General features: G+C 55.7%; 21 protein-coding genes and 1 pseudogene. 7 read left to right on the top strand and 15 right to left on the bottom strand.

Annotated elements, in window-relative coordinates; genetic code table 11:
* Positions 1 to 19: 19 nt before the first annotated feature.
* From NAF06_RS08945 to NAF06_RS08920, 6 genes are all read right to left on the bottom strand, one after another.
* Positions 20 to 823 (bottom strand): hypothetical protein, encoded by an 804-nt coding sequence (locus tag NAF06_RS08945; RefSeq protein ID WP_049908773.1) that lies wholly within the window; start codon positions 821 to 823, stop codon positions 20 to 22.
* Positions 824 to 996: 173 nt separating this feature from the next.
* On the bottom strand, positions 997 to 3,861 hold the full coding sequence (locus NAF06_RS08940; RefSeq protein WP_080507147.1) for a DUF1156 domain-containing protein: 2,865 nt from the start codon (positions 3,859 to 3,861) through the stop codon (positions 997 to 999).
* Positions 3,858 to 4,478, bottom strand: a complete 621-nt coding sequence (locus NAF06_RS08935) for a DUF7680 family protein (RefSeq protein ID WP_008584142.1) — start codon at positions 4,476 to 4,478, stop codon at positions 3,858 to 3,860. Before NAF06_RS08935 ends, NAF06_RS08940 begins: the two co-directional genes overlap by 4 nt.
* Positions 4,475 to 7,639 carry an ATP-binding protein gene (locus tag NAF06_RS08930; RefSeq protein ID WP_239638715.1) on the bottom strand — a complete coding sequence of 1,055 codons (3,165 nt, stop codon included), beginning with the start codon at positions 7,637 to 7,639 and terminating at the stop codon, positions 4,475 to 4,477. Before NAF06_RS08930 ends, NAF06_RS08935 begins: the two co-directional genes overlap by 4 nt.
* Before the next feature lie 154 nt (positions 7,640 to 7,793).
* Positions 7,794 to 8,021: a hypothetical protein gene (locus NAF06_RS08925; RefSeq protein WP_080507148.1), complete on the bottom strand. Its 228-nt coding sequence runs from the start codon at positions 8,019 to 8,021 to the stop codon at positions 7,794 to 7,796.
* A 507-nt stretch (positions 8,022 to 8,528) separates the two neighbouring features.
* Complete coding sequence (locus tag NAF06_RS08920) at positions 8,529 to 8,987, bottom strand: hypothetical protein (RefSeq protein ID WP_152418747.1); 459 nt, start codon at positions 8,985 to 8,987, stop codon at positions 8,529 to 8,531.
* Between the two features lie 144 nt (positions 8,988 to 9,131).
* Here NAF06_RS08920 and NAF06_RS08915 point away from each other — a divergent pair, with 144 nt between their 5' ends.
* A complete protein-coding gene (locus NAF06_RS08915) occupies positions 9,132 to 9,929 on the top strand; it encodes a recombinase family protein (protein ID WP_080507149.1) in 798 nt (265 codons plus the stop codon).
* Positions 9,930 to 10,381: 452 nt separating this feature from the next.
* Here NAF06_RS08915 and NAF06_RS08910 read toward each other — a convergent pair whose 3' ends face one another.
* Together NAF06_RS08910 and NAF06_RS08905 are read right to left on the bottom strand one after the other, a co-directional pair.
* Positions 10,382 to 10,996: a hypothetical protein gene (locus tag NAF06_RS08910; RefSeq protein WP_152418748.1), complete on the bottom strand. Its 615-nt coding sequence runs from the start codon at positions 10,994 to 10,996 to the stop codon at positions 10,382 to 10,384.
* 72 nt (positions 10,997 to 11,068) lie between these two features.
* A complete protein-coding gene (locus NAF06_RS08905) occupies positions 11,069 to 11,641 on the bottom strand; it encodes a DUF1102 domain-containing protein (RefSeq protein WP_080507150.1) in 573 nt (190 codons plus the stop codon).
* 1,417 nt (positions 11,642 to 13,058) lie between these two features.
* Here NAF06_RS08905 and NAF06_RS08900 point away from each other — a divergent pair.
* The 6 genes from NAF06_RS08900 to NAF06_RS08875 all read left to right on the top strand — a co-directional run bounded on the left by NAF06_RS08900 (position 13,059) and on the right by NAF06_RS08875 (position 16,046).
* Positions 13,059 to 13,340, top strand: coding sequence for a helix-turn-helix transcriptional regulator (locus NAF06_RS08900; protein WP_008584152.1), 282 nt, complete (start codon positions 13,059 to 13,061; stop codon positions 13,338 to 13,340).
* Positions 13,341 to 13,672: 332 nt separating this feature from the next.
* Positions 13,673 to 13,969 (top strand): toxin-antitoxin system TumE family protein, encoded by a 297-nt coding sequence (locus NAF06_RS08895; RefSeq protein ID WP_008584153.1) that lies wholly within the window; start codon positions 13,673 to 13,675, stop codon positions 13,967 to 13,969.
* Positions 13,970 to 14,041: 72 nt separating this feature from the next.
* Entirely contained in the window at positions 14,042 to 14,437 is a 396-nt protein-coding gene (locus NAF06_RS08890; protein ID WP_008584155.1) for an HVO_A0114 family putative DNA-binding protein, read from the top strand.
* A gap of 17 nt (positions 14,438 to 14,454) precedes the next feature.
* Entirely contained in the window at positions 14,455 to 14,874 is a 420-nt protein-coding gene (locus NAF06_RS08885) for a DUF8161 domain-containing protein (RefSeq protein WP_008584158.1), read from the top strand.
* 24 nt (positions 14,875 to 14,898) lie between these two features.
* Entirely contained in the window at positions 14,899 to 15,120 is a 222-nt protein-coding gene (locus NAF06_RS08880) for a hypothetical protein (protein WP_008584160.1), read from the top strand.
* A 329-nt stretch (positions 15,121 to 15,449) separates the two neighbouring features.
* Positions 15,450 to 16,046, top strand: a complete 597-nt coding sequence (locus NAF06_RS08875) for a tyrosine-type recombinase/integrase (protein WP_008584162.1) — start codon at positions 15,450 to 15,452, stop codon at positions 16,044 to 16,046.
* 199 nt (positions 16,047 to 16,245) lie between these two features.
* Here NAF06_RS08875 and NAF06_RS08870 read toward each other — a convergent pair whose 3' ends face one another.
* The 7 genes and pseudogenes from NAF06_RS08870 to NAF06_RS08840 all read right to left on the bottom strand — a co-directional run bounded on the left by NAF06_RS08870 (position 16,246) and on the right by NAF06_RS08840 (position 21,695).
* The gene (locus NAF06_RS08870; RefSeq protein WP_152418749.1) at positions 16,246 to 16,596 is read right to left on the bottom strand and encodes a hypothetical protein; all 351 of its coding nucleotides are present in this window, start codon (positions 16,594 to 16,596) and stop codon (positions 16,246 to 16,248) included.
* 167 nt (positions 16,597 to 16,763) lie between these two features.
* Positions 16,764 to 17,583: pseudogene (locus NAF06_RS08865) on the bottom strand (IS5 family transposase).
* Positions 17,584 to 18,473: 890 nt separating this feature from the next.
* A complete protein-coding gene (locus NAF06_RS08860) occupies positions 18,474 to 19,130 on the bottom strand; it encodes a TMEM165/GDT1 family protein (RefSeq protein WP_008584166.1) in 657 nt (218 codons plus the stop codon).
* Positions 19,131 to 19,473: 343 nt separating this feature from the next.
* Complete coding sequence (locus NAF06_RS08855; RefSeq protein WP_008584168.1) at positions 19,474 to 19,941, bottom strand: HVO_A0114 family putative DNA-binding protein; 468 nt, start codon at positions 19,939 to 19,941, stop codon at positions 19,474 to 19,476.
* Positions 19,922 to 20,230 (bottom strand): toxin-antitoxin system TumE family protein, encoded by a 309-nt coding sequence (locus tag NAF06_RS08850; RefSeq protein ID WP_049908775.1) that lies wholly within the window; start codon positions 20,228 to 20,230, stop codon positions 19,922 to 19,924. The genes NAF06_RS08855 and NAF06_RS08850 overlap by 20 nt, the downstream gene beginning before the upstream one ends.
* A gap of 192 nt (positions 20,231 to 20,422) precedes the next feature.
* Entirely contained in the window at positions 20,423 to 20,743 is a 321-nt protein-coding gene (locus NAF06_RS08845; protein ID WP_049908776.1) for a hypothetical protein, read from the bottom strand.
* A 22-nt stretch (positions 20,744 to 20,765) separates the two neighbouring features.
* Positions 20,766 to 21,695, bottom strand: coding sequence for a hypothetical protein (locus NAF06_RS08840; protein WP_008584174.1), 930 nt, complete (start codon positions 21,693 to 21,695; stop codon positions 20,766 to 20,768).
* Between the last annotated feature and the right edge of the window lie 225 nt (positions 21,696 to 21,920).

Raw genomic sequence — 21,920 nt, 5'->3', positions numbered from 1 at the left:
TGACTATCTCAGTCTGGTGCTACTTAATCACTCCAGTCGCTCCGCTATTGTCCCGGTTCGGAGTCAGGGATAGATCGGCCAAGTCTGCCAGCACATCGGTAGCCAGCCGGTCAGCGAGACTCAGGGCCAATCCTACTGCTATCTGGACTGCTTCGATGTACGTCTCGAACGTGTCCAAGGTTACTGTCGTCCCTCGTGCCGTCATCGAGTGAGAGAGATCGTTTCGTGCCTCCCGGAGTGTGTCGTCAAGAACCTCTAAGTCGACGCTCTCTGGTGCAAATCCTTCGTCTCGAACCCACCCAATAACTTCCTCAAGCGTGGTTTCGTCCAAATTTGGGTCGATACCTGTATCAAGCTCTTTCACTGTGACCGCTCCAACTTCCTCGACCATCGCCGCACTGGTCAGGACGGCCACGAGCAACGGTGGATGCGCAATATAGCTGAACATGTCGGGGCCGTACTGTTGTAGATAGCGCGAGTCTTCGTCCCGCAAATGTGTCGACAGCTCACCGGCTTGCCAGACGCTTTCGCTAATCCACTGGACCCACATCGACGTCTGAAGCGAGAATTCGATTCGGTCGCGAAGCTCTCGTGACTCCCGCAGCCAGCGGCGTGACAGGAGTTCGTAGCTGGTTTCGTTTCCGAACGTCGCTCGCTGCCGGCACGCATCTATGGACGCAGTGAACGCATCGAAGGTCGACTCGAAGCTGCTGAGGAGATCGGCGACCTCTCCCATTCCCCAGCTGAGCCGTACTGGTAGCGGGTCGAGGACTCGCCCATCAAATGAACGGCGGCGTTCGATGTCGGTTTCGTAGACCGACATGGCTTCGTTATGGGCGTGAAGACAATACTGGAACCGTCGCCAGCAGAGGTCGATAATCGCGGCGTGCCACTGATCGGCGGGAAGCGGAACATGTAGCTTCGTCGGCGACCCATCACCATGCTCCCAGAGAGCGAGGTGAACCGCGGTGAGGTCGCCGAACGCTCGCATTCTGCTTAGTGCCCACCGAGCGTGCTCTGTTTCGTCTCGTCGCCGTCCTCGGCGAAGACGTTGGGGCTGAAGTCCAAATCAAGCACATCGCTCGTGCGACCGACGGCGAGGTCCCGAGCAAGTTCCCAGTCCTCGTGGTTATGCGGCAGCACCTGGAGCAGCGCCTTCAGCGTCGCCTTGAATTGGCTGTCCGAGTCGAAGTTGCGCTCCCGAAGCCACTCGATAGTCTCGGTCTCGCCGCGCTTGTCGTAGACGTGCATTGCGGCGTGGACGGCGTCCAGCGAACGCGGGAAAGAGAGGTCGTCGGGGTCAACAGGCAGGCGACTGGACCGGTCTTCGGGCTTCTCGTTGATGTTCTGCACGCGGCCGTCGTGCCCGCGAAGGCTGATGTCGCCACGGCTCTTGCGCCAGGTCTTCGTCGAGCGCTTGATCTCGTCGATGTCGACGCCGATACCCAGCCCGAGCTGGCGACCGTCGTCGTAGGAGAACGTTTCGGCCTCGTGGACGAGCCAGCAGAGGATGTACCACTCGGTGATGTCGTCGAGGTTGTCGACGTCCATCCCCTCTAGATACTCGTCGACGAGGATCTGAGTCACGGCCTCCCGTGCTGTTTCGAGAGCCTTCCGTGGCGGGACCTCTTCGTCCTGATCGTCAACAACGGGATAGGCGTCGGCGAAGACCCGTAGCGTCGGGCCGAACGCAGAGATGATGACGTCGGTCTTGGTCAGGGAGACACCGGACTCGAGGAGGTCGCGGGCAGCCTCCTTCGCGGCCTTTCTCGTGTCGGCCTCGACGTCGCTCCAGAGAGTCGGGACCGCATTCTCGGGATCGCGTTCTTCGTGTGGTTTACGGCCCGTGAGGAGGAGGGTAGAGTCTGCGGAGGCGCTGTTCTTCATTCCCGCTCGCTGGGGCATCTCACTCGTAATCGGATGAGTTGAGGTGATAACAAACCCGGAGTTGATAAGCGACATCGTCAACGTATCCCAAGCGTCCGTCTCTTTGTGCGTGAACATGACCGTCATTACGCCGCCAGGTTCCAAGACCCGATAGAGTTCCGAGAAAATGTCGCTCATCTTCTGCTCGTAGTCCTGGTTTGCTAATTCACGTTTTGAGGCTTCCTCTCCGGCGACGTCGGTGAAGCGGTCGGGATTGGCCACTGCCTCGGCGTCCTTATCTGTGAGAGAGCGCGAGAACATGTCTGGGAAAACACCTTGGAGACACTCCCGCATCCAGACATAGAACACGTCGGAGAGCTCTGCGTACTGTATACTGCTGTAATATGGGGGATCAGCAATGACGGCCGAAATGCTGTTACTGTCCTGTGGCAGATCACGGGCATCGCCAATTGAGAGCGATGCGGGTTGTGACCCGTCCGGCAGATAATCTACTAACTCTGAATAGGAGTCATAGATTTTATCAACACTTGACAGGAAGTCGAGTCCACCAACCGAGATGTTGTTCTCTACAAATACACGCTTAAAGGCGAAGTTTTTGCCCTTGAACATGGGATTTGGATAACCCTTTGTTGTATCCCAATCCGCCAACCGAATGTTCCGATCAATTAGTTTTGTGAATGCAAGAACCAATAACGTACAAATCGCCTCAGCAGTTTGTGCGTCGTGCTCTTCGCGGATAGACGGCTCAAGCTGGTTGATCGCCCTGACGTATTCATAGTTACAGACTAATTGGCGAGGCGAAAACAGGTCTCGCCATTCTTTCATCCCATAATTCTGTGGCTCTGACGTTTTGTTCCCTTCCGGAATTGGATCGGTGAGAAAGGTAGATAGCTCAAAGTCCGAGTCTATCCTTTCCTTGGCGGCTTCGAACGCGGCCTCGTCTTCTTCCGTCGGTGACCGGAACCCATGGTCCCCATCGTCGGTGACAAAGCGGACGCAGTACACTTCATACTCGAAATCACCATTTTGGAAGTTTGCACGTACTTCGTCATCTTCTGTGACGACCCCACAGTTCAGACACTCGGCGTCTCCGCCACGAGAGACGGGGCCTTCACTTGGATCGAACCCCTCTAAGTCATCCTCGCTGGGATTGACAATAACCTCGTAGCTGGTTGAGCCGTCCTCGCCAATTGTCGGTTTGGAAACTACGTCTATTCCGTCGCTCCTAGTTCGAATCCACCATTTCGGGACGAGCGGAATACTGGCGCCACAGGAGTTACACTGAACGCTGTATGTACAGACGTAGTTGTCCGGCTTTTGCCCTCTCTCGCTACTGGGGAAATAGTCCTCAATCTCATTAGACGCGATACTGTTGACTTCTTCGGCCCATCGAGATACTTGGGACTCAATGCCCCCTACCTCCGGCGCATACTCCAACATCACTTTGAGAATTAGGGAGGGAACTGGATTGAGTTCGTTAGCATGAGTCGGAAGTTCATAGCGTAGTGACTCATAAGGAATTACGCCGCCTCCTGCTGTCGGATCTAAGACAGACGGAAGTTCCCCATCCCAGTGCTGTCTCAGTGTCTCGTGTAGTTCTTCCCGTTGCGTCTTACTTGGCGAACGGGTGAACGGACGGGGGTATCGATAGTGGCTTTCCAGATTTCCACTTCGTTCATTTTCGGTAGCTTTCTTCCGCTCGACATAACTCGCTATATCCCCCTCAATCCCCTCCTTTGGGCCAATCTGCATCCAGCGGAGCAGGTCGTCAGATTCAACCCCCTCTGGAAGAACTGAGGCTAGAATCGCCAATCGGGAGGCTGGGGTGGGTCGGCGTGCAAACCACGGATGGAGATAGCGATGAGGTGGGAGATACTGAGGGTTAGCTTCACGCAGATTCTCGATTCCCACCGCTTTCAACGGAAGCTGTCCTTCGATAGCGAGCGGTTTCAGATCGTCGTCGTGTTCACTCATAGGTGGTCAGTCAGTAGGGTCCGCAGTGCTTTTTCGCCGTTCGGGCTGGACGGGGCGCGACACTTCGCGTGCCAGTAGTAACACTCCTCGTCACCCATGCGGGTGATGCCGCGGCACAGGGCACGCATCCGGTCGACACGCTGGAGCGGTTTGATGCCGCGGAACGCGAGCGCCAGGCGAACGCCGACGGCCTCCGGGAGGAAGAGGTCGCCGGCACCGCTGGTGGTCACGGTGGTGGCGTCGAGTTCCGCGCCGTCGACAGTCTCCTTGATGAGTGGGGAGAGAGCACGGAAGCGACCGCCGTCGAGACGCGCGATCTTCACCGCCGTCCATCCTTCCCAGTCCCAGCGCGTCGCACCCTCAGCCGACGAATCGTCCAAGACCTCTTCGAAGGACTCGCCGGTGAGCGAACGCCCGCGGCGTTCGAGTCTGTCACGACGGGCGGCCGCCTGGTCTTCGGGGAGGAGTTCGTACAGCGTAACCTCGCCGCCGTTCGAGCCCTCGCGGCGCGTCATCGCGAACGTCGGTCGGCCGCCGTAGACGCTACTCCCGAAGGAGGGCGCCGGTGCGTCCTCAGTCGCCGCGCTGGCTTGCGTTGAGTCGAGTCCCGTCTTCATTGGGTTGCCTCAGGGGGTACTTCGGTCGGTCCTCTGGCTTGAACTTTCACGTCGATATTGGTCTGGCCGAGGCCCGCCTGTAACTCTGCGAGCACGTCGTCCTCGGCGTCAGTTATTCGTTCGGGCTCGTCGAAGTCGACACGGAACTTCAGCGTGACGTTGACCGACTCGCCGAACGGGTCGGGCTGGTTCGTCACGCGCGAGAAGTCGTCGAGACTTCCCTGGTAGTCCGCGCTGTAGCTCGACCCCGTCGAAGTCTTCACGTCGTAGCTCATCCGGACCGAGACCGCGTCCGACCGGTCGGTGAAGGCATCTCGCTGAGCGATGAACGATCCCTTCGAGAGCCGATCCTCGCCCACCACTTCGACCGTGGCCTGCGAGACGCCTGGTGCGCCCCCCGACGCCGCTTTCGAGAGCGCGTGGGTTCGTACCTCGTTGAACGCCCGCGACGCCGCCATCTGGCTCGTCGCCGTGTCCCAGCCCGAAGGCTGCGCACAGTCGGGGCAGATCCCCTGGGCGTTCAGTTCGCTCTCGTCGTACTGCTCGCCGCAGCTCTGACAGCGAGCCTTCTCTGGGGGCTTTCGGTGTTCCTCACAATACGCTGGGCCGTCATCAGACGGCTCAACCATCGTCGTACAGCCGTCCTCGGCGCACTCGACCTCTGTAGCTTCGGGCGGTCGGATCGAGTCGTGGTGGACGTCGAGGAGAGCTTCGATGCCCGTATAGACGACGTAGTCGTTCCCGATCTTCACGTCGGTATCCTTGATCGAGGTACGAACGTCCGGTGCGTCAGCGAATGGCTCCCGCTTCCGCCAGTTCTCGGGGTGGTCATCGGCGTCGCCGTCCCAGTAGGCGGTCTCAGTTTCGGCGTCCCAGTAGGTGTAGCCGCTCTCGTCGACCATCTTCGCGACGGTCTTGCGCAGCGGCTTTGTGCTCAGGAGGTACGGGAGTCCCGGCTTCTTGGCGAACTGTTCGACGAGCTGCTGCGTCGTCATCGAGTCCTGCGTCCGCTGCCAGAGTTTCTGCTTGAAGAACGCGACACCCTTCGCGTCGGCGTCGGCGCGGATCAGGCGGTCGTCGAGGGTTTCCTCGACGGCATTGACGAGCGAGGTGCCGCCGTTCGCCTCGGTCGCGTTGATCGTAATGTGGGTGAGCCCATCGCGGTCGACGTAGTAGAGATGGCGATAGACCCCGCGGACGAGCTCACCGAGTAGCCCGTACTTCTTGTCCTGGCGCTCGCGAAGCTCCTCGATTTGGTCCTCTGAGAGGTCTGCGGTCTGCTGAGAGTCATCGAGGAGCGCTTCGATGGCTTCGAGGTGTCGGGCTTCGTCGACGGCACTACGCACGCGCTCGTCGTCTGGGGCGAGGAACAGGACGTAGTTCTTGTAGACTCGACTCTGGACATCGCCGCCCTGCTTCGTGGCTGACTTCTGGTACAGTGATTGAACCTTCTCGGGGACGGACTCCGGGTTCGATTCGTCTTCGAGTAATTCCTTAGTGACCGGCGCCGTGTCCATGTGCATCACGGCGAGCTGTGGCGTCGACGCCTTGTCCGGGAGATCGGCCGGCGATTCTGGGTAGGAGACTGGTTCGAACGCACCAGTCCCGGTTTCGCTCTCCAGTCTGGCTTCGAATCGCGAGCGCGCTTGCGCGTCGGGGGTATTGTCGACGCGCTGGTCGATGATTCTGATGAGGTTCGGATCGGACTTGAATCGAACCCGCTCCTCGTCGTAGAGGTAGTAGCACGCGACGCTCATGTCCGAGCCCGCCAGCGCATCGAGGGCCGAGTCGTAGTTGTCAAAGCGAATGTCCGGGTGACCCAGCGTTTCGTTCATCTCGGCCCGGGTGATCCCGGTCGCCTGTTCTCCGTAGGCCAGGCTATGCCAGAGAACGGCGGTGGTCATGTGTGAGCCGAGTGCCGGGATTCCCTTCTCTGTCCACTTGCGATCCTCGAGTTGTGCGTGGGCAGTCCCGTCATCGTTGTAGATGTCTGCGGAGACAGCCGAACTGAGGTCGACAAACTCGAACAACGACTCATGGAGGGTCGAACTGATACTCCCGCTCGGAGCGTCGTCCGACGGTGTGAGGTCGTAGAGTCGCACCCAGTGACGCTCGTAGTGGTCCGGGCGGTTGTTCCATCGATAGTAGACAGCCCGCGCAAGGAGCTTCAGCGCCCCACGGGTTCGCTGGAACTTCGGAATCGTGTCGATCTTCTCCGTGAGCGTATCGATGACCGTCGGGTGGAACGGGTACTCTCGTTCGAGCCGGTCGACGTAGCTCGCGTCCGTCGCCTCCTGGGGGAACTGCCGCTCGCTGTTGGTGTACAACTGGAAGTACGACTGGGACACCTCAGATGCGGCCTCATCGTCGATATCCTCGAAGAGACGATGCTGGAGCACCTGCCCCACCTCGCTCTCGTCGGTTGGTGTGACCGTCTTATGCTGACGGCGTCCAATCTGGTTGAGCTCGTCGATAAGCCCACGGACGTCCTCGGCTTCCTCCTCGAACGCGGTGTCCGCGATTGAGTAGACGATGGTGACATCATCGGACTCGGACGCCGTCTCCAGGAGTGAGAGAACGAAGCTTAGCGTCTGGCTGGCCAGCGTTGCGCTGCCGACCTCGACGGCCGACGCACTTTCCAAGTAGGCAGCAATCTCGTCGATGAGGACAAGTGCGGGGCCAGCGCCGAGTTCGAAGAGGTCTTTGAGCTTGTTTTGTCCGGGAGCGTTCCGATTCTGGTCGTACTCTTTCAGTTCCTCGTAGCCTTCTGCACCGTAGAGCTGGTAGGCGATCTCGCCCCACATCGTCTTCGTGTTCGGGGCGTTTGGATCGTTCCGGTCGCTTCGGGCGTTCCGGGCGTCGACGTGCCCACCGACGAAGACCGCCGAGTCGACTGAGAGTCCATCATTTACGGCTTTCTGATAGGCTTCTGCGCTACGCTCGTCATTTGGTAGAAGATGGTCTCCCAGGTTCTCAATATCGCCGGCGTGTTCAGCCAGATGGTATGAGGCGATGAGGTCGTGGGTTTTCCCACCACCAAAGCGCGTGTCGAGACAGAGAATGCTGGAGGTGTAGTCTGTCGCTTGTCCGGTCCCACTCGCGAGGAAGCGCCCGGTCAGATTGCTCAAAAGCGTCTTCAGACCCTCGGTCGGGTAGGTCATCTCAAAGAATCGGGAGGCCTGGCGGTAGTTTGGTGCGGCCTTATTAGGGTCGTGGGCAACCGTAGCTAAACTTGCGGCGAATTGGTCTTCCTGAAGTGAGCCGTCTAAGACATCATCTCGTGGCTTACAGCTCTCGAAGAGAGGGGGATACTCACTACTCATTGTGTTCCCCTGTGGATGAGGAATCAGATTCTGGTTTGGATACGATAACGAATTCACACTCCGTGCTGTTCTCGATAAGCGCCTTGGCGATCCCCTTCGACTCGGCGACATCGACCTTGATCGCGTCCCCAACCTCCGCATCGAATTGGTCGAGTTCGGGTCCTGACAGATTCACCCGGCCCGATTGGCCGGTGTTCTGTCCGATTGTCTTCTGAGTCATCTGGATACTCACATCACCTGACGGGAATGTTATAACCTTTACTTAGTCTAAAGAGAGCAATGCCCCGGTTTTTAATCTATCACCCTACAGAGATAGACCTCAATAAAATCTATCAGTTTGTAGATGTAGTCATGGGCGATGATTGACTCACTATTGAGACCCTCGAACAACCTCATTATAGCTGGGTTGGAAAAGGAATACGCTCTTCTGTAGGAGATTGTTGATCCAGTCGTTGCTAGCTGAGTGGGAACACCAATCGACTTTCTAAGTACCCCTACCGTGAACTCCCAATTTGATTCACGCACCCGCAAATCACAAGACCGCAGTCCATCAACAATGTGCTACACCAGAACAATTCCCATATGGGGGCTTGAGAGACCTGTCTAATAATAATATCGGAGGCGGTGTTCGTTCAACTTACTGAATATCTATTTGAGTGGATCTAGTAGCCGGTAGGGAGTTAGTCACCGTACTGCACAGGTGACCTTACAGAGGACCCACATCCAACTATGATGGAGATCTGCGATTGGCGTTCCATATCCCGTAAGTATTGGCTAGTGTTGCCCCAGCAGCCATCAGTCCGATGACGATGGGAGTCAAAAGAGCTGTTAGGTAAACCGGATAGTATTCCTGAAGAAAACCGTATCTAACTACAGAGAGATACGGCAAAAGAATAGCACCGAGGAGAATCACTCTGGTACCTGCCGCACAAGTCAGTGTTGGCTCAGATCCGCAAGCCCAGCGAGTATAGCCTCTATTTTGCTCCTCTAAATCGAACTTCCCCAAGTATCCAGTAGTGATGGTGTCTCCGAGGAATCCGACAACCAAGACAACCCAAAAGTGGATCTGGAGTTGTGCTATAGGTAAAGTGAACATTATTATTCCAGAACCCATGAATGAAATAACAGAAACTAATTCTACTGGGCTCATGTTAGTTAACCTGTCACATACTTGAGTTCGTTCCATCTGTTTCGTCTGAGTAGTATGTCTGATCCAAAAAGTATCATTGTCTGCTAGAATCCGAAATGAGATGTGTCGAGAAGGTACTGGTAAAAGACAACCACGAAAAGTACCCATTCACTATATACTAACCGGGGTGAAACGGAAAGTGTGACTCACGTCGCGCTATACGCCCGCGTCTCAACCGATCGCCAAGACCACCAGCGACAGATCCGCGAGCTCGAGGAATTTGTCGCTGAGGAGTATCCCGACGCGAGTGTCGAACGGTTCGCCGATGTTATTTCTGGGACTGACGAAGAAGGTGGCGCAGAGTATCGCCGGCTTCGCGAAGCGGTTGCCGATGGAGAAGTCGATATCGTCGTTGTTCATGAGCTGTCGCGGCTCTCCCGGCTCGGTGGTGGCGAGATCCACAACTTCCTCCAACACGCCCTTGAGCATGAGACGAGCGTCCGAGACCTCGAGGTCGGACTCGAGCTTGATGTCGACGACAGTATGGTCGATCAGGCGGTCACCCAGATGATAGCCGGGCTCATGGGAGACCTCGCTCGGATCGAACAGAAACAGAAAGTCCGCCGGATCCAATCAGGGATCGACGCTGCGCAAGAGGCTGGTAAGTGGACTGGCCGGCCGCCGACTGGCTTTGAGGTCGTCGATGGGTATCTCCGGGTCAACCCCGAAGAGTACCTTAGGGTCCGTGCCGGTATGGAACGAGTCGCCGGCGGCGAGTCACTCGCCGACGTCGCCGACGACATTGGTGTCTCTGCGAGTACACTCCGAGAGCTGTATAACGACCGCGCAGAGCTATATCTCCGCGGCGAGGCTGACGACGATCGCGTTGACGCCGCCCTCGAGGATGTTCGCCCACTGAGCGAGCCCGCTGCTGAGCCTCCTGAAGATTTCAACGAGCGACTCAAGCGACTCGAACAGAAGGTTGAGAATCTTGACTGAACACAGTCCACAGTATGATCAGGGCTCACCGGCTCTAAGACTCCCACTCGTTGAGGTTTAGCCCTCGCGTGGGCTACTCTCTGAAGTCAACAGTTGCTACACGAGGGCGTTGATAATTACTGATACCACTTTTTCCTCGGAGAGTTGCTTATCTGTTCTGCAGGAGCGAGTGATTTGAAGACTACAATTAACAAGCTATTACCCGTGATGGGTGCGACGGCATCAACGAATAGACTGTAACACGTCTTAGAACCTGTAACAATCTTCGGAACTGTAACAGCGAACACGTGGGGGGGGGTCAATGCTCGCAAAAATATCTTTTCAGACATATCCATCGACGATCCCGTGTCAGATATATCTCTAGTAGTTATATATTGAATTAAACACGCAAGAGGACGTCGAGGTTGACGGCTGCCGGCGAGAGTGCGCTGGGTTCAGTATTCGGGACCACCCTATTTATCTGAATTTCCGGGACTTGACTGCTCATCTTCTACTGCCGTGCTCTCCAGAGCAATTTCTCCAGAGAGTTTGTCACCTGCTTCACCCGCATCAACGCGAAACGCGATATTGATCGCCTTCCCAGGCGGTATATATTGAGCTGTTATACTCGCCTCTTCGCGCGTGTGATCCACCACGAAGTGTTTCTTATTCTGCCCCGTTGGTTGCCAACTAAGGAACCACTTCATAGAGGACCCACCAATTTCGTCTGAGTCCCAACTGTATGCGAACTCGACAGCTTGAGGCTGTGATCCTTTATTCACCACTTGTAGGGCAGGTTCCTTCACTTTACCAGATGGGTTCCAATCACCAAAGTCACGGGTTGAACCAGCTTTGATTCCCTCACTGTTCCCCCCTTTTGTGGCATCAATAGTGAACTTGCCCTCGTCAACTTGAATTGCGTCTCCTGAGTAGGGGATTTTCAACGCTAGCAACGCCTGATTGTCGGGGACTACCTCAATAGAAACCTGCCGTGAAAGTTTTACACTGGTGAAAGCCCCGGTTCCAAGCACTGATACAGCGCTGCCAGTACCAGCAGCCAAACCCAGTAAATAGGTTCGACGGTTCATGTTTTGATCTGTCGGCTATTTTTGAACTGTCTCAATGGATAGGGGGGAATCGATTCCTACAGAGTAACAGGGTTAGTCTCTAATGCTGGCTGGTGAGTCTTCAGCGTGGATTGTGACACTGCCTGAGACACTGTCACTGTCCAAATCCTCTTCGATGATTTTGACACCAACTTTGACACCCTGCTGGGAGATATTAAGATTCGATTTAGTACCTCCAGTAGACCAGAGTTCTTCTTCGAGCCGATCGTCGGGATTACCGTCCTGATAGAATTGAACACCCGAGAGCCCACTGGTTGTGACCCAAGTGTCGACTTCTGTGTTCCCTTGGTTGTTAATCACAAATACGTTGTCAAACGTATATTCTGAACCTTCGTTCACACCTTCACCTTTGAATAGAGTGCCAGATCCGGTGTCGTTGTTTTCATTGAAATTCAGCTGAAGTGTCCCATCTGATTCTTCAGCGTAGTCTCCGTTGGAGCCCCCAGACGGTTCTATAGTCAGGAAAGACCCACTGTCTGCTGCCGTATTGACATTCACTGTACGGTCACCAGTACTTGCGGATGTGAACGCCCCAGTACCAACCGCAGCCGCGCTTCCACTTGCCAATGCGCCCAGACCGGCGAGGAACTTACGTCGTTTTGCCATAGTTGTGTAACCTCGTTGTGTCCGCACGCGACCCGCCTTCGGGAACACGAGACATCCCGTGTCACCCCAGGTCGCTCTACTTCACCCATGGGACGCATCCCATATCGTATTGACACGCCAGAAACAATTCTCGAGATGATTGAAAATCCTCAGCAACTGCCTGAAACCTCCTCAGACCACCACAAAAATGGATAGAGCAGGGAGAGCCGTACAATGGGACCACTCACCAGCGATCTCGACTTCTATCTCGAATTGTGGTACTTTCAGTTCCTGTTCAACAGGTATCTACTCGCCGAATTTATTCTCGTACCCGTGTCTTCGCTTAACAGTTGAGATCTTCATTTGATAGAATAGTAATATGTATTAAGATCTGTAACAACTAATAGAGTCTGTAACTGTATTTGAATCTGTAACGGTAGCTGTGGCGATCACGTCGAAGGCCCACCGCGAAGGACAGCTTACCACCTTCCGAAACATCAATACAATCTGCCTCTCACGTCTTCTATGGGTGGTAGCTCCATCCCATAGGGACGGCATGGTACCGGGGGTCCCATCCTCCTCGGTGCTTCTGAGCGTATCTGTGAGCCGAACCCGTCCTATTTCCGTCGTGACGCTCGCGGTCTCCTCACGCCGGAGGCCGGCCTGTCTGCCGAGTCGAAAGAAGACTCTCTTTATCCGGACTGCGCTTCATCAATTAGAGGTTCAGCCTCGTCGTTCACGTCGGTCTGGTTGAGCCAGACACGCTTCGTGCCTTCTCGCTCGGGATGATAGTCGAGGTGAATAGTAGTTTCTACTGCTTAAACCTACAACAGAACATGTAGAATCGGGAGAGCAAGGGGGCGATTTGGGTGCGGAGCGGGGCGTATCGGTAGGCGAAACACGGAATCTAACACATCCAGAGACAAAGAATCAAATAGTCAATCAGAGTAGGATTTAATCATCATGCTCCCAGACGATCTCCCAGTTGATCGCCAGAAGTTGCTGTCGTGGGAAACAGAATGCTGGCAGTGTGGCGAGCAAACGCCTGTGGTCTGGCCACGAGGAGATCATCTTGATACGCCTCTCGGAGATATATTAGCGAATTACGAAACCCCTGTTGAGCGGGTCTACAGCAATACTCTCGGCAAGAAAGTCTGGGGAAACGTCTGTCAGCACTGTGACTCTTACCAAGGAAATCATTTCATCCAGCAAGAGGCAGTTGAGATTGACCCTCCGCTAGTAGATTGTCCACATTGTGGGGATGAACACGAATGGAGCCCGGACCAAGGGATGGGTGGGGCATTCGGACAGGGATGGGTCTCTTGTCCAGAATATGGTGAAATACCAGTTGGTGACCCACGGCGAGAGTGATGAATCCCTTGGCTCCATACAGGACCAGATCAATAGTATTTCAAAACTCGAATGAGCAAATTGCGACATGTATGACCTCACTGGCTTTCAGCGCGATCTGCTTTACGTAGTTTCCGGACTCGATAACCCCCACGGACTCGCGATCAAAGACGAGCTCGAGGACTACTACGAAAAGGAGATCCATCATGGCCGGCTCTATCCAAATCTCGATACGCTCGTTGAGAAGGGACTTATCGAGAAGAGCCAGCGCGACCGCCGGACCAACGAGTACACCACTACTCGCCGAGGCTCTAGAGAGATTGAAGCTCGAACTGAATGGGAAGCCGAGTACATTGATCACGACAGCTGATCGAATCCCTGCGTTCGGACTGTTTGACTCTAGTATTTCACGCTCTTCTCGTGTGAACTCTGCTTAGCGTCGCTAGACCTCGTATACAGAGTATTTCAGATTAATGCTATAGTTAAGATTAAGATTAACTTTTGTCGCTTCAAATGTCCCGCAAGTCTCTGTCGATAACGACCTCGGCGACGAGTAGTACCGCATCAGCCACATCTGGGTGTAGCCTCACAGCTGACAGAATGATCGCTCGGTGTTGCCATTGTGGGCGCTATCTGTTCCTTTGCTCTTGTTAGGGTTTTCCCTAACACTTATCGGACCAGGGTACGTCGACACGTGTGTGGATGAGCGATGATGTCACCGTACTCGAAGACGAGATTGAAGCCTACGCCGACGGCACCGTGGCGCGGGTGCGTGTGCTCTCAGTCCCGACATCGGAGCGATTCGAGGACGGGATCAAGTACGCCTACCACTACGGCGAAGCCGGTGCGGACGACCCAATCATCCGGTTCGACAACCACCACGGCGTCCACGAGCTCCACCTCGGGGGCGAGACATTCGAGATTGACTACCCTGGCCTCGCGGAGATCTTCCGCGCCTGGCGGGCGGCGCTCCCAGAAGAGAAGCGCGACGACTGGTAGTCCGTTCGAGCACGGTGACCGACGTACAGACCCGCGACTAATTCCAACCCACGACCCCACACCCCACCACCCATGACCCAGACACTCCACGTTCAGATCAAGTCTGCCGACCGTAGCGGCCTCGAAGAGCGTCTCGAAGCGATCGACGCCGGCGAGGACGTCGACCCCAGCGAGCCGACGCTGTCGATCGAGAACCTCGAAACGTTCGGTCGCGTCTTCCGCTCGACCAACCTCGAGCTCTTGGAGGCGATCGTCGAACACGAGCCGGGGAGTATCCGCGAGCTCGCGCGCCTCGTTGACCGGAACCCGCCAGAGGTTCTCGAGAACGTGAACGAGCTGGCTGACTACGGCCTCGTCGAACTCGAAGAGGATGGCCAGGCGAAGCGGCCGGTCGTGTGGTACGACGAAATCGACGCCGACATCCCGCTCACGACCGGGTCGGGACAGGGGCGGAAGGCAAACGCCTGACCCAGCGAGGACACACGATGGGCGACGACGTCGATCCCGAGGATCCGCGCCCCGATGGTCACTACCACGTCGACCGGGACGCAGACTGGTACTACGTCGACGACGACCTCGCAGGGACGATCGCCTTGGGACCGGCGACCGATGGCGAGCCGGGCGACAACTGGGTGCTCACGCTCTCGGCCACGACATCGGACGGCGATCCCGAGCCGGCCGAGCGTGTCGCCGTTCGCCTCACGCCGTGGGCGCTCCACGAACTCTACATCGAGGCGCGGAATCTCTCTCCCGATGCCCGACAGGCAGGCCACACCGCCGAGTGTGGCCTCTGTGGTGAGCAGGTCCCGCTCGACAGGGCATGGCCGGACAACCGGAAGCGACCGTGTCACCCGGACTGCTACGCCGACGCGTTCGGTGCGCCGCCCTGGTACGATGGACAGTAGCTGGGTGTCGCTAGGGCGTCAAAGATGAGCGAGAGCAAGCTTCTCATCGCCGCTGGTGCGACTGTGCTCTGGGCCATCTTCGGGGTGCTCTTCTTTGAGGTGACGAGTTTGGTGTCGGCCTTCGAGCTCGCAGTTTCTGGCCCGATCTTTGACCTCACATCGTTACTTGATGCGTGGCTACTGGCTGGGGTTATCCTCGGTGTCGTCGACGTCGCCCTCCTCTGGGACATGGCCACTGGCTGGTGACCACAAAACAGCGACGCGCCCTGATACTCAGCTCGCAGCTACTCCTCCCGGAGAAACCACCGGCCTATTCCTAAGATTAATCTTAAGATTAATTCTCTTAGGATCGAAGCGGCCCCAGAGAGAAGATATAGCATTCACAAGTTTATCAGATCGCGTTTTGCCCGCTCTGATCGGCATGCTACCCCTGGGGTTGGCACCTTGAGGACCACCTTCCACGAGACAAAACCACCAGACGGTAGCGGGTTGAGGCTGATCGACTATAGAAGCGTTCGAATCTACCAATAGAATTGAACATTTTTAGACCGCTCCCAGAGAGGCACAGTCCACAGATGGGTGATGAGAAGCACTGGGTGAAGCCCGAACAAGTCGAGGCGATGCGCGACGCGGCTCGTGAGGGACGGCACCCCCGGCGTGACGACGCGATCACCACCCTTCTCTACGACACTGGGCTCCGTCGCGGCGAGCTCGCCCACGTGGACCGCGAGATGGTTGACCTCAACGATGGTCTGCTTCGGCTCCCAACGTCAGTCCAGAAGGACTACCCCAACGACAGCACCCCGCCGCCTGTGACCTTCGAGCTCGATCGGGACAACTCCCTGAAGACCATCACGACGCTTCGAGAGTTCCTCGAGGCTCGAGTCGACGACGATCCCGCTCTGGTGCCCAGCCAGAAGGCCGGTCGGATGACCGGCAAGGGAATCAACGACGTCGTCCAGCGAGCCGCTCGTCGCGCTGGTGTCCGTCCCTACTGCTTCTCGGGACGAGGCCGACCCGAGGATGTCTCCGCACACACACTTCGCCACAGCGTTGCCTGGCGGATGCTGCGGATCGAAGAGGGAAACACGCTCTACGATGTCCGAAATCGTCTCCGCCACGCCTCACTTCTCACGACCGAACGCGAGTACGACCACTTCGAGACGATTTGACTGCGGTGAGTATCGCTACTAATTAACACTGGACGGCTTTGTTGAAATCCTATTCATCAGACACAAAATAGGATGAAACAGCTGGTCGCTGAAGAGTGCATGCTGAACGAACTGCGGGCGATACTTCCGGGGTGTCCAGTTCAATTAAACGTAAGATCACGCTTGCGCATGGTCTCAAATAATCTGAGCAAATAGACTACTAGATAAGTATCGCATCGAATGATCTCATTTCGGTTATGTAATAGTAGTTTGATTTAACTTGAATCGCAATACTGTTCGGTAAGTTATTCCGATCTTCTGCGGGTATGAGATCAGTTATCCTTCCTTGAAGTACTTGAAATTCACTACCACCCTTACTTGAGCATGTTTTTGCTGCTTGATTGTTGATTGCAAAATCGATTATCATTTGAGATGTGTTTGAAAATTCACTGTAATCAAGTGTTTCTGCTGAATTTTTCACGGAATCACGAACTTCAGACAACTCAAGAACACCGTATACTGGTACACAATCAACTGTGCCACTCAACCATTCCGGCGGGTCTTCTGACATCTGGTCCGGATTCCCAGTTGACTCCTCATCGGTGGTACACCCCGATAGAGGGATTAATACTGAACAGAAGCAAGTAGCGAACCACCTTCGGTTCATGTTCAATGATTGTATAATTCTGGAGTAAAGCCCTTGTGGCGAGCCATCCGTGCCTCACCTGTCTTGACCGCTCAGAGTGATCGGTCGATATTGTGACAGAGACAGGCGATGGTGAGTTCGCGGAACTGCTTCCACCAGCGTCGTGAGCGGACGAACACCGTATTTTCGTTTGAGCGTTGAGTTCGCGGTCTCAGATTGGCTCCGTTGTCCGTAGAGGTCAGCGTCTAAGCGAGCGTTCCATGCCTTGTGGAGCGATGTGAACTCACGATGCTTAATCAGTGGCCGAACCTCGTGTTGCCGGGCGAGCCGTCTGATTTTCTGATCGTCGTAGCCTTTGTCACCGAGCAGAATATCGATACACTCGGGGTTACGCTTGATCAACGACGGAGCGATCTGGCTATCGTGTTTTCGAGTTGTCGTCACGTGTAGATCGAGAATTGCGTTCACCTTCGCATCGACCAGCAGCGTCACCTTGAGCTGCTGAATCGTGAGTTCAGCACGTTTCGTGTAGTGTTTAGAGGCGTGACTCCGGTCGAACCCTGACGCATCAACTCCAACGATTCCACTCGTCGGAAGGAACGTCGCTGAGAGAGTCAATATAACACGCCATACAGCCATATCAAGCCGATTGAACGCCTTACAGAGCGTTGATGGCGTAGGTAGTTCAGCTAATCCAAGAGCTCGACGAATGCGTGGCATCTCGATCAATTCGTCGAGTAAACCACGATAGGTCGTGTTCTTCCTAACTTTGAGACACAACAGAACAACGTGCTGGGGGAGTGTGTAGCGGTGTTTAGAAAACTTCGAGGAGTATCGAGATACTGCTCGGCGTGCTAGGTGGATCGCCTTCTCAGTAAAACGGAGAATCTGTGACTTCGGGAGGGTCTTCATCTCATGGAATCACAGGACGAACATGTAACTCTCTGAGGATTTCAACAGAGCCAAGACAAACATGTAACTCTCTGAGGATTTCAACAGAGCCCACTGGGCGCAGTTCCGTCTGAATGTTGGTTAAGTCCCTACAACACAGCGTCAGAATTCACGCTCGATCTCAAGTTTCCGCATCGACCGCCCGAAGACCCCCGGGTGACAGTTGAACAGTTTCTCTATGTGATCTCGAACCGACTGGACTGGGATCACTTCGGCCTCATCTGCGCTCTAGAGTTCGTGATAGAACGCATGTGTCTCGGTTCACCTCAACGCCGACTATCTTATTTTTGCTGCGCTGTCGAACGCATCGAGGTACCGGCCGATGTCGAAGTCGTTACCGATATCGTTCTCGTTCGTCCTGGCCCGTTTGTCTCCCGCCATGTCAAATACACCCTTATTAGGCCGTCAAACATAGGTTTGATCTTAATCTTAACCTTAGATGTGCGTCCCGGTTGTCTCGTCAGTGAGCTCGACGCCGTCGCCGGCGGCGAACTGTTGGGCGCTAGTGCCATAGGTGTGGTAGTACTCCTGGCACACCAACTGTGGGCTCCTTCGGTCGCATCGAGCGCCGCCGTGAACGGGTCGGCAATGACACGTTCGTACCTAAGGTTAGGGCTAATCTTAAGATTAAGTATCTCTGTTGAAATCATCTGAATTTGATATAAACAGTGTGCTGAATACAGAGCGCGAGTCGGGCATGGGGGAGTGGCAGACGTGTCGTTAAATCTCGACGGCTGTTGATTTGGTCATCAAGCCGCGAAAGTCAGGGTCACCACTGGATTAACGGTTTCGTCTGTGAACTTTATTCACATCAGGAAATGAACCGGGGCAGCCGTCTCTCTCATCCGCCGTTAAAATGGGAGGAAGTGAAAGCCGAGGAGGTATTTCGCCATGATATCGAGCCCAAATAGCGCGAACAAGCTCGCCGAGACGTACCGCACCCACTTCGTGTTGATGTAGGCCGAACTGCGCGAGAAAAACAGCGCCGTCACCAAGCTCACAGGAATGATGGCAAGCATCTCTCCCAACCAAATAGCCGGATGAGCGCCATACTGGACTGCGAGGCCGATCGTGATCAGTTGTGTTTTATCCCCGAACTCGCCGAACACCATCAACGAAAATGACGGAACAAACCCCGCGAAGCGAGATGGAACGACATCAACTGCGTCATCAACAACCCCTGAACTCCCATCGGTAATCGGTTGCTCGTCACTCGTGTCGTCCTCGAAGTCTAACTGTGATGTATAGAGGACCCACGCAGCGAAGATGAAGAACAACGCCGCAGTGAGGCCGTCGAGGAACGCTTCGGGGAGTGCGCCTTTCAGCGCATTCCCGAGCAGAATTTCCAGAACTGTCCAGCCACCGAATGCGGTTGCTGCGCCGGCCACGACCACGTACGGGTCGTACTTCGTGGCGAGTGCAGCGATCACTATCTGTCCTTTTTCACCGGGAAGAGCAAGAAGCTGCAGCACAAATGAAGTAATCAAGATATCGAGCCAACCAACCATACATGGTATTCTATAGTTGGATATAAGATGCTGATGGTCTGAGAGTCTGGTATCCTCAACCGCTCGGGCTCAACTGGTTCGAAACACCGCCAGGGAAGCAGGCCTGGTGTCGGCTCTGACCGATTCAATTCACTGTCTGGTTCTGTACACCGATTGGTCTTCGAGTTGTGGGCGTGCTTGCCCCTCCGTGTCAGCGATAGAAACGCCCGTTCGTTCTAACGAATCGGCTCACCGTTGATCCGTTGAAACGAACACCGACCTCTGCTGAACTTACCCTCTATATTCAGCACGACCACAAGAACATATCATCCTCTGAAGATTTCAACAGAAGCATTAAAACCGATTACGCGGATGCGGCCGATCCTGACCCCTCGCCACGCGGCAGGCCAAACTCAACCTCAAGCCGGACCGTGTCGTAGGGGACGTACGGCTTCTTTGCGCGACCGTCCTCTTCGAAGTGGATGATTTCGTACTCGGCTAAGAGGTGTAGATCGTCGTGGACGTCGTGGACGTCGCGCTCGAGGCGGTCGGCCAACGCTCGAATACTTTCGGGCGGATGATCCATCACCACTTCGAGCAGCTCCATCCGTCGGTCGGTGAGTAGCTGGCGGAGCCGAGCTCGGTCCTCAAAGTTGACGACGTGCGGCACCTCCTCGCCGTCTTCCCACTGTTCGGCGCGTTCAATTGCCGCAGCCTGCGCCTGCTCCGCTGGAAGCGACGTGATGCGGAGGGTCGAAGGGTACTCAACCTCATCCGGGTCGGGCGTAAACTCGTCGTGCGTGGGTTCGGTGTCAGTGGGTTCGTTGCTCATAGATCTCGTTTACCTCATTCTGGAACTCGTCGATCAGGTCGGAGAGACCCGTGAACTCCAGTTTGGTGATTTCGCCATCGGGTGGGTGTCGATGATGCCGGCCGACGTCTAGGTGGTACGGTGAGTTGTCGTACCGCAGGAGCGTGTCGCCGTCAGCGTCCATGTACTGGAAGCTGTACTTCAGTCCCTGCGGGAAGTCCTCAGTCACCGGGACCTGCCATGCGACCATCTCGTACCGACTCCCGTCGGATTTCTCATCTTCTTCCCGGTACACGACCGTTGCTGGCATCGTTCTCCTATGTTGGGATACAGCCCCAACGAATTTAAACTTTATCGTTGGGGCCAAATCACAACAGACGAATTCATACTCTTACCCCCGGTCAGAATCTATCTCTCACTACTGTACATCATACCGAACCGGTTCTTTGGACGATTTCGGAGATTCAACGCTGGTTCAAAGCCAGTAGTCGAATAGTCTCCTTCAAAATTCACGCTCAATCTCGAGCTTCCGCATCGCCCGCTCGAAGACCTTCGGGTGGCGGTGAGCCAGCTTCTCCAAATGATCCCGAATTGACTGGGCTGGGTTCACCTCGACCTCATCGGCGTTCTGAAGTTCGTGGTAGAACGCGTGTGTCTCGGTCGTCACCGCGACGCCGACTGTCTTATCTTTCGGAGCGCTGTCGCTGTTCAGCGCGTCGAAGTACTGTTCGACGTCGAAGTCGTCTCCGGTGTCGCCCTCGTTCGTCTCGTCCTGTTCGTCTTCCGCTGCGTCAAATGCGTCCGTCATTGGGTTATCGCTCATAGATTTAACCTTAAGCTTAAGCTTAGGCGTACGTCTCGATTGTCTTGTCAGTGATCTCGACGCCGTCGCCGGCGGCGAACTGTTGGGCACCGGCACGATAGGCGTGGTAGCACTCTTGGCGAACTGATCGTGGCGTCCCATCCGAGCGCTCAACGATCGTCCGGATCGCCGAGGCCGTGTACGGATCGGAGAGATAGCCGTCGGTGTACTCCTCGTCGCGGGCCCACGCCAGCCACCGGGCGATCAGCTCCTCAGTCTCGGCGAACTCGAAGCGTTCGAGCGACCGGTCCTTGGCGACCAGCCGCGACGACAACGTCTCCCGCAGCTCGTCGAGTCGGTCACCGGCGTCGGGTGTCCCGAACAGGAAGAGGATGAACGCGGGTCCAGTTTCGCCGAGATCGCCGATACTCTGGAGCCCGGCGAGCAGCTGCTCAAAGGTACGCGTGTTCCGCGCCGCGTCCTCGAGCTGATCCACCTGGACGATACACGTGAGATCCGCCGCCTCCAACTGCTCGGCGACGTCCTCGACGACCTGTCGGACCTCGTCGGTCGCCCGCGGGTAGGTCTCGGGGATATTCAACTCATCGTACGCATCGAGTTCATCGAGCAGCCGCGTGTAGAGCCGGCGTGTGGTGATACTCTCGACCTCGCGGATGCGGGCGATGGCGAACTCGTCGCTGCGTGGTCCCTCGCTCAGCGCGTCGTACACGAGCTCTCGGAAGTGCGTCTTCCCAGCGCCTCGCTTGTCGATCACCGAGACGTGGCCAGCTCGGGTGAGGATGTGCGAGGCCACCTCTTGGAGAAGGTCGTCGTTAACCCGGACGGCGATCCGCGTGTCAGGGAGTGATTCCGCCGCGAACGGTGTGCGGTCCTCGATGAGCCCTAACTGCTCAGCATACCGAGCGTGGGCTTCTTCGGCGTCATCGAGTGCCGCCGTGAATTGATCTGCCATGATACGGTTATCCCTAAGAATATCCCTAACCTTAAGATTAAGTCAGACGCTCACTAGGAGGCTTAAGCTATTATCGCAATCACTGTCGTCTTGTATCTGTTCTCATCCTACTGCTTCGCACATGGCTCATTCATGATACGCTGAATACAGTAAGCGGACAATTCTCTATCGACTCTACAGAAACACCCTCCAAATTACGGGAGGAGCCAGTGAAATTCTCAATCG

Source organism: Halorubrum hochsteinianum (assembly GCF_023702125.1).
GTDB lineage: Archaea > Halobacteriota > Halobacteria > Halobacteriales > Haloferacaceae > Halorubrum > Halorubrum hochsteinianum.
The sequence above is the reverse complement of the archived record's forward strand: the minus strand, read 5'-3'. Positions and strand labels throughout refer to the sequence as shown.

What these genes read in the sequence shown, in the direction of transcription:
- NAF06_RS08840 (WP_008584174.1), bottom strand. Translation starts at nt 21,695, where the DNA reads ATGGCAGATCAATTCACGGCGGCACTCGATGACGCCGAAGAAGCCCAC.
- NAF06_RS08850 (WP_049908775.1), bottom strand. Translation starts at nt 20,230, where the DNA reads ATGCCAGCAACGGTCGTGTACCGGGAAGAAGATGAGAAATCCGACGGG.
- NAF06_RS08855 (WP_008584168.1), bottom strand. Translation starts at nt 19,941, where the DNA reads ATGAGCAACGAACCCACTGACACCGAACCCACGCACGACGAGTTTACG.
- NAF06_RS08905 (WP_080507150.1), bottom strand. Translation starts at nt 11,641, where the DNA reads ATGGCAAAACGACGTAAGTTCCTCGCCGGTCTGGGCGCATTGGCAAGT.
- NAF06_RS08870 (WP_152418749.1), bottom strand. Translation starts at nt 16,596, where the DNA reads ATGTCAGAAGACCCGCCGGAATGGTTGAGTGGCACAGTTGATTGTGTA.
- NAF06_RS08885 (WP_008584158.1), top strand. Translation starts at nt 14,455, where the DNA reads ATGGGCGACGACGTCGATCCCGAGGATCCGCGCCCCGATGGTCACTAC.
- NAF06_RS08900 (WP_008584152.1), top strand. Translation starts at nt 13,059, where the DNA reads ATGTATGACCTCACTGGCTTTCAGCGCGATCTGCTTTACGTAGTTTCC.
- NAF06_RS08895 (WP_008584153.1), top strand. Translation starts at nt 13,673, where the DNA reads ATGAGCGATGATGTCACCGTACTCGAAGACGAGATTGAAGCCTACGCC.
- NAF06_RS08940 (WP_080507147.1), bottom strand. Translation starts at nt 3,861, where the DNA reads ATGAGTGAACACGACGACGATCTGAAACCGCTCGCTATCGAAGGACAG.
- NAF06_RS08910 (WP_152418748.1), bottom strand. Translation starts at nt 10,996, where the DNA reads ATGAACCGTCGAACCTATTTACTGGGTTTGGCTGCTGGTACTGGCAGC.
- NAF06_RS08920 (WP_152418747.1), bottom strand. Translation starts at nt 8,987, where the DNA reads ATGGAACGAACTCAAGTATGTGACAGGTTAACTAACATGAGCCCAGTA.
- NAF06_RS08880 (WP_008584160.1), top strand. Translation starts at nt 14,899, where the DNA reads ATGAGCGAGAGCAAGCTTCTCATCGCCGCTGGTGCGACTGTGCTCTGG.
- NAF06_RS08890 (WP_008584155.1), top strand. Translation starts at nt 14,042, where the DNA reads ATGACCCAGACACTCCACGTTCAGATCAAGTCTGCCGACCGTAGCGGC.
- NAF06_RS08935 (WP_008584142.1), bottom strand. Translation starts at nt 4,478, where the DNA reads ATGAAGACGGGACTCGACTCAACGCAAGCCAGCGCGGCGACTGAGGAC.
- NAF06_RS08945 (WP_049908773.1), bottom strand. Translation starts at nt 823, where the DNA reads ATGTCGGTCTACGAAACCGACATCGAACGCCGCCGTTCATTTGATGGG.
- NAF06_RS08875 (WP_008584162.1), top strand. Translation starts at nt 15,450, where the DNA reads ATGGGTGATGAGAAGCACTGGGTGAAGCCCGAACAAGTCGAGGCGATG.
- NAF06_RS08930 (WP_239638715.1), bottom strand. Translation starts at nt 7,639, where the DNA reads ATGACCTACCCGACCGAGGGTCTGAAGACGCTTTTGAGCAATCTGACC.
- NAF06_RS08925 (WP_080507148.1), bottom strand. Translation starts at nt 8,021, where the DNA reads ATGACTCAGAAGACAATCGGACAGAACACCGGCCAATCGGGCCGGGTG.
- NAF06_RS08860 (WP_008584166.1), bottom strand. Translation starts at nt 19,130, where the DNA reads ATGGTTGGTTGGCTCGATATCTTGATTACTTCATTTGTGCTGCAGCTT.
- NAF06_RS08845 (WP_049908776.1), bottom strand. Translation starts at nt 20,743, where the DNA reads ATGAGCGATAACCCAATGACGGACGCATTTGACGCAGCGGAAGACGAA.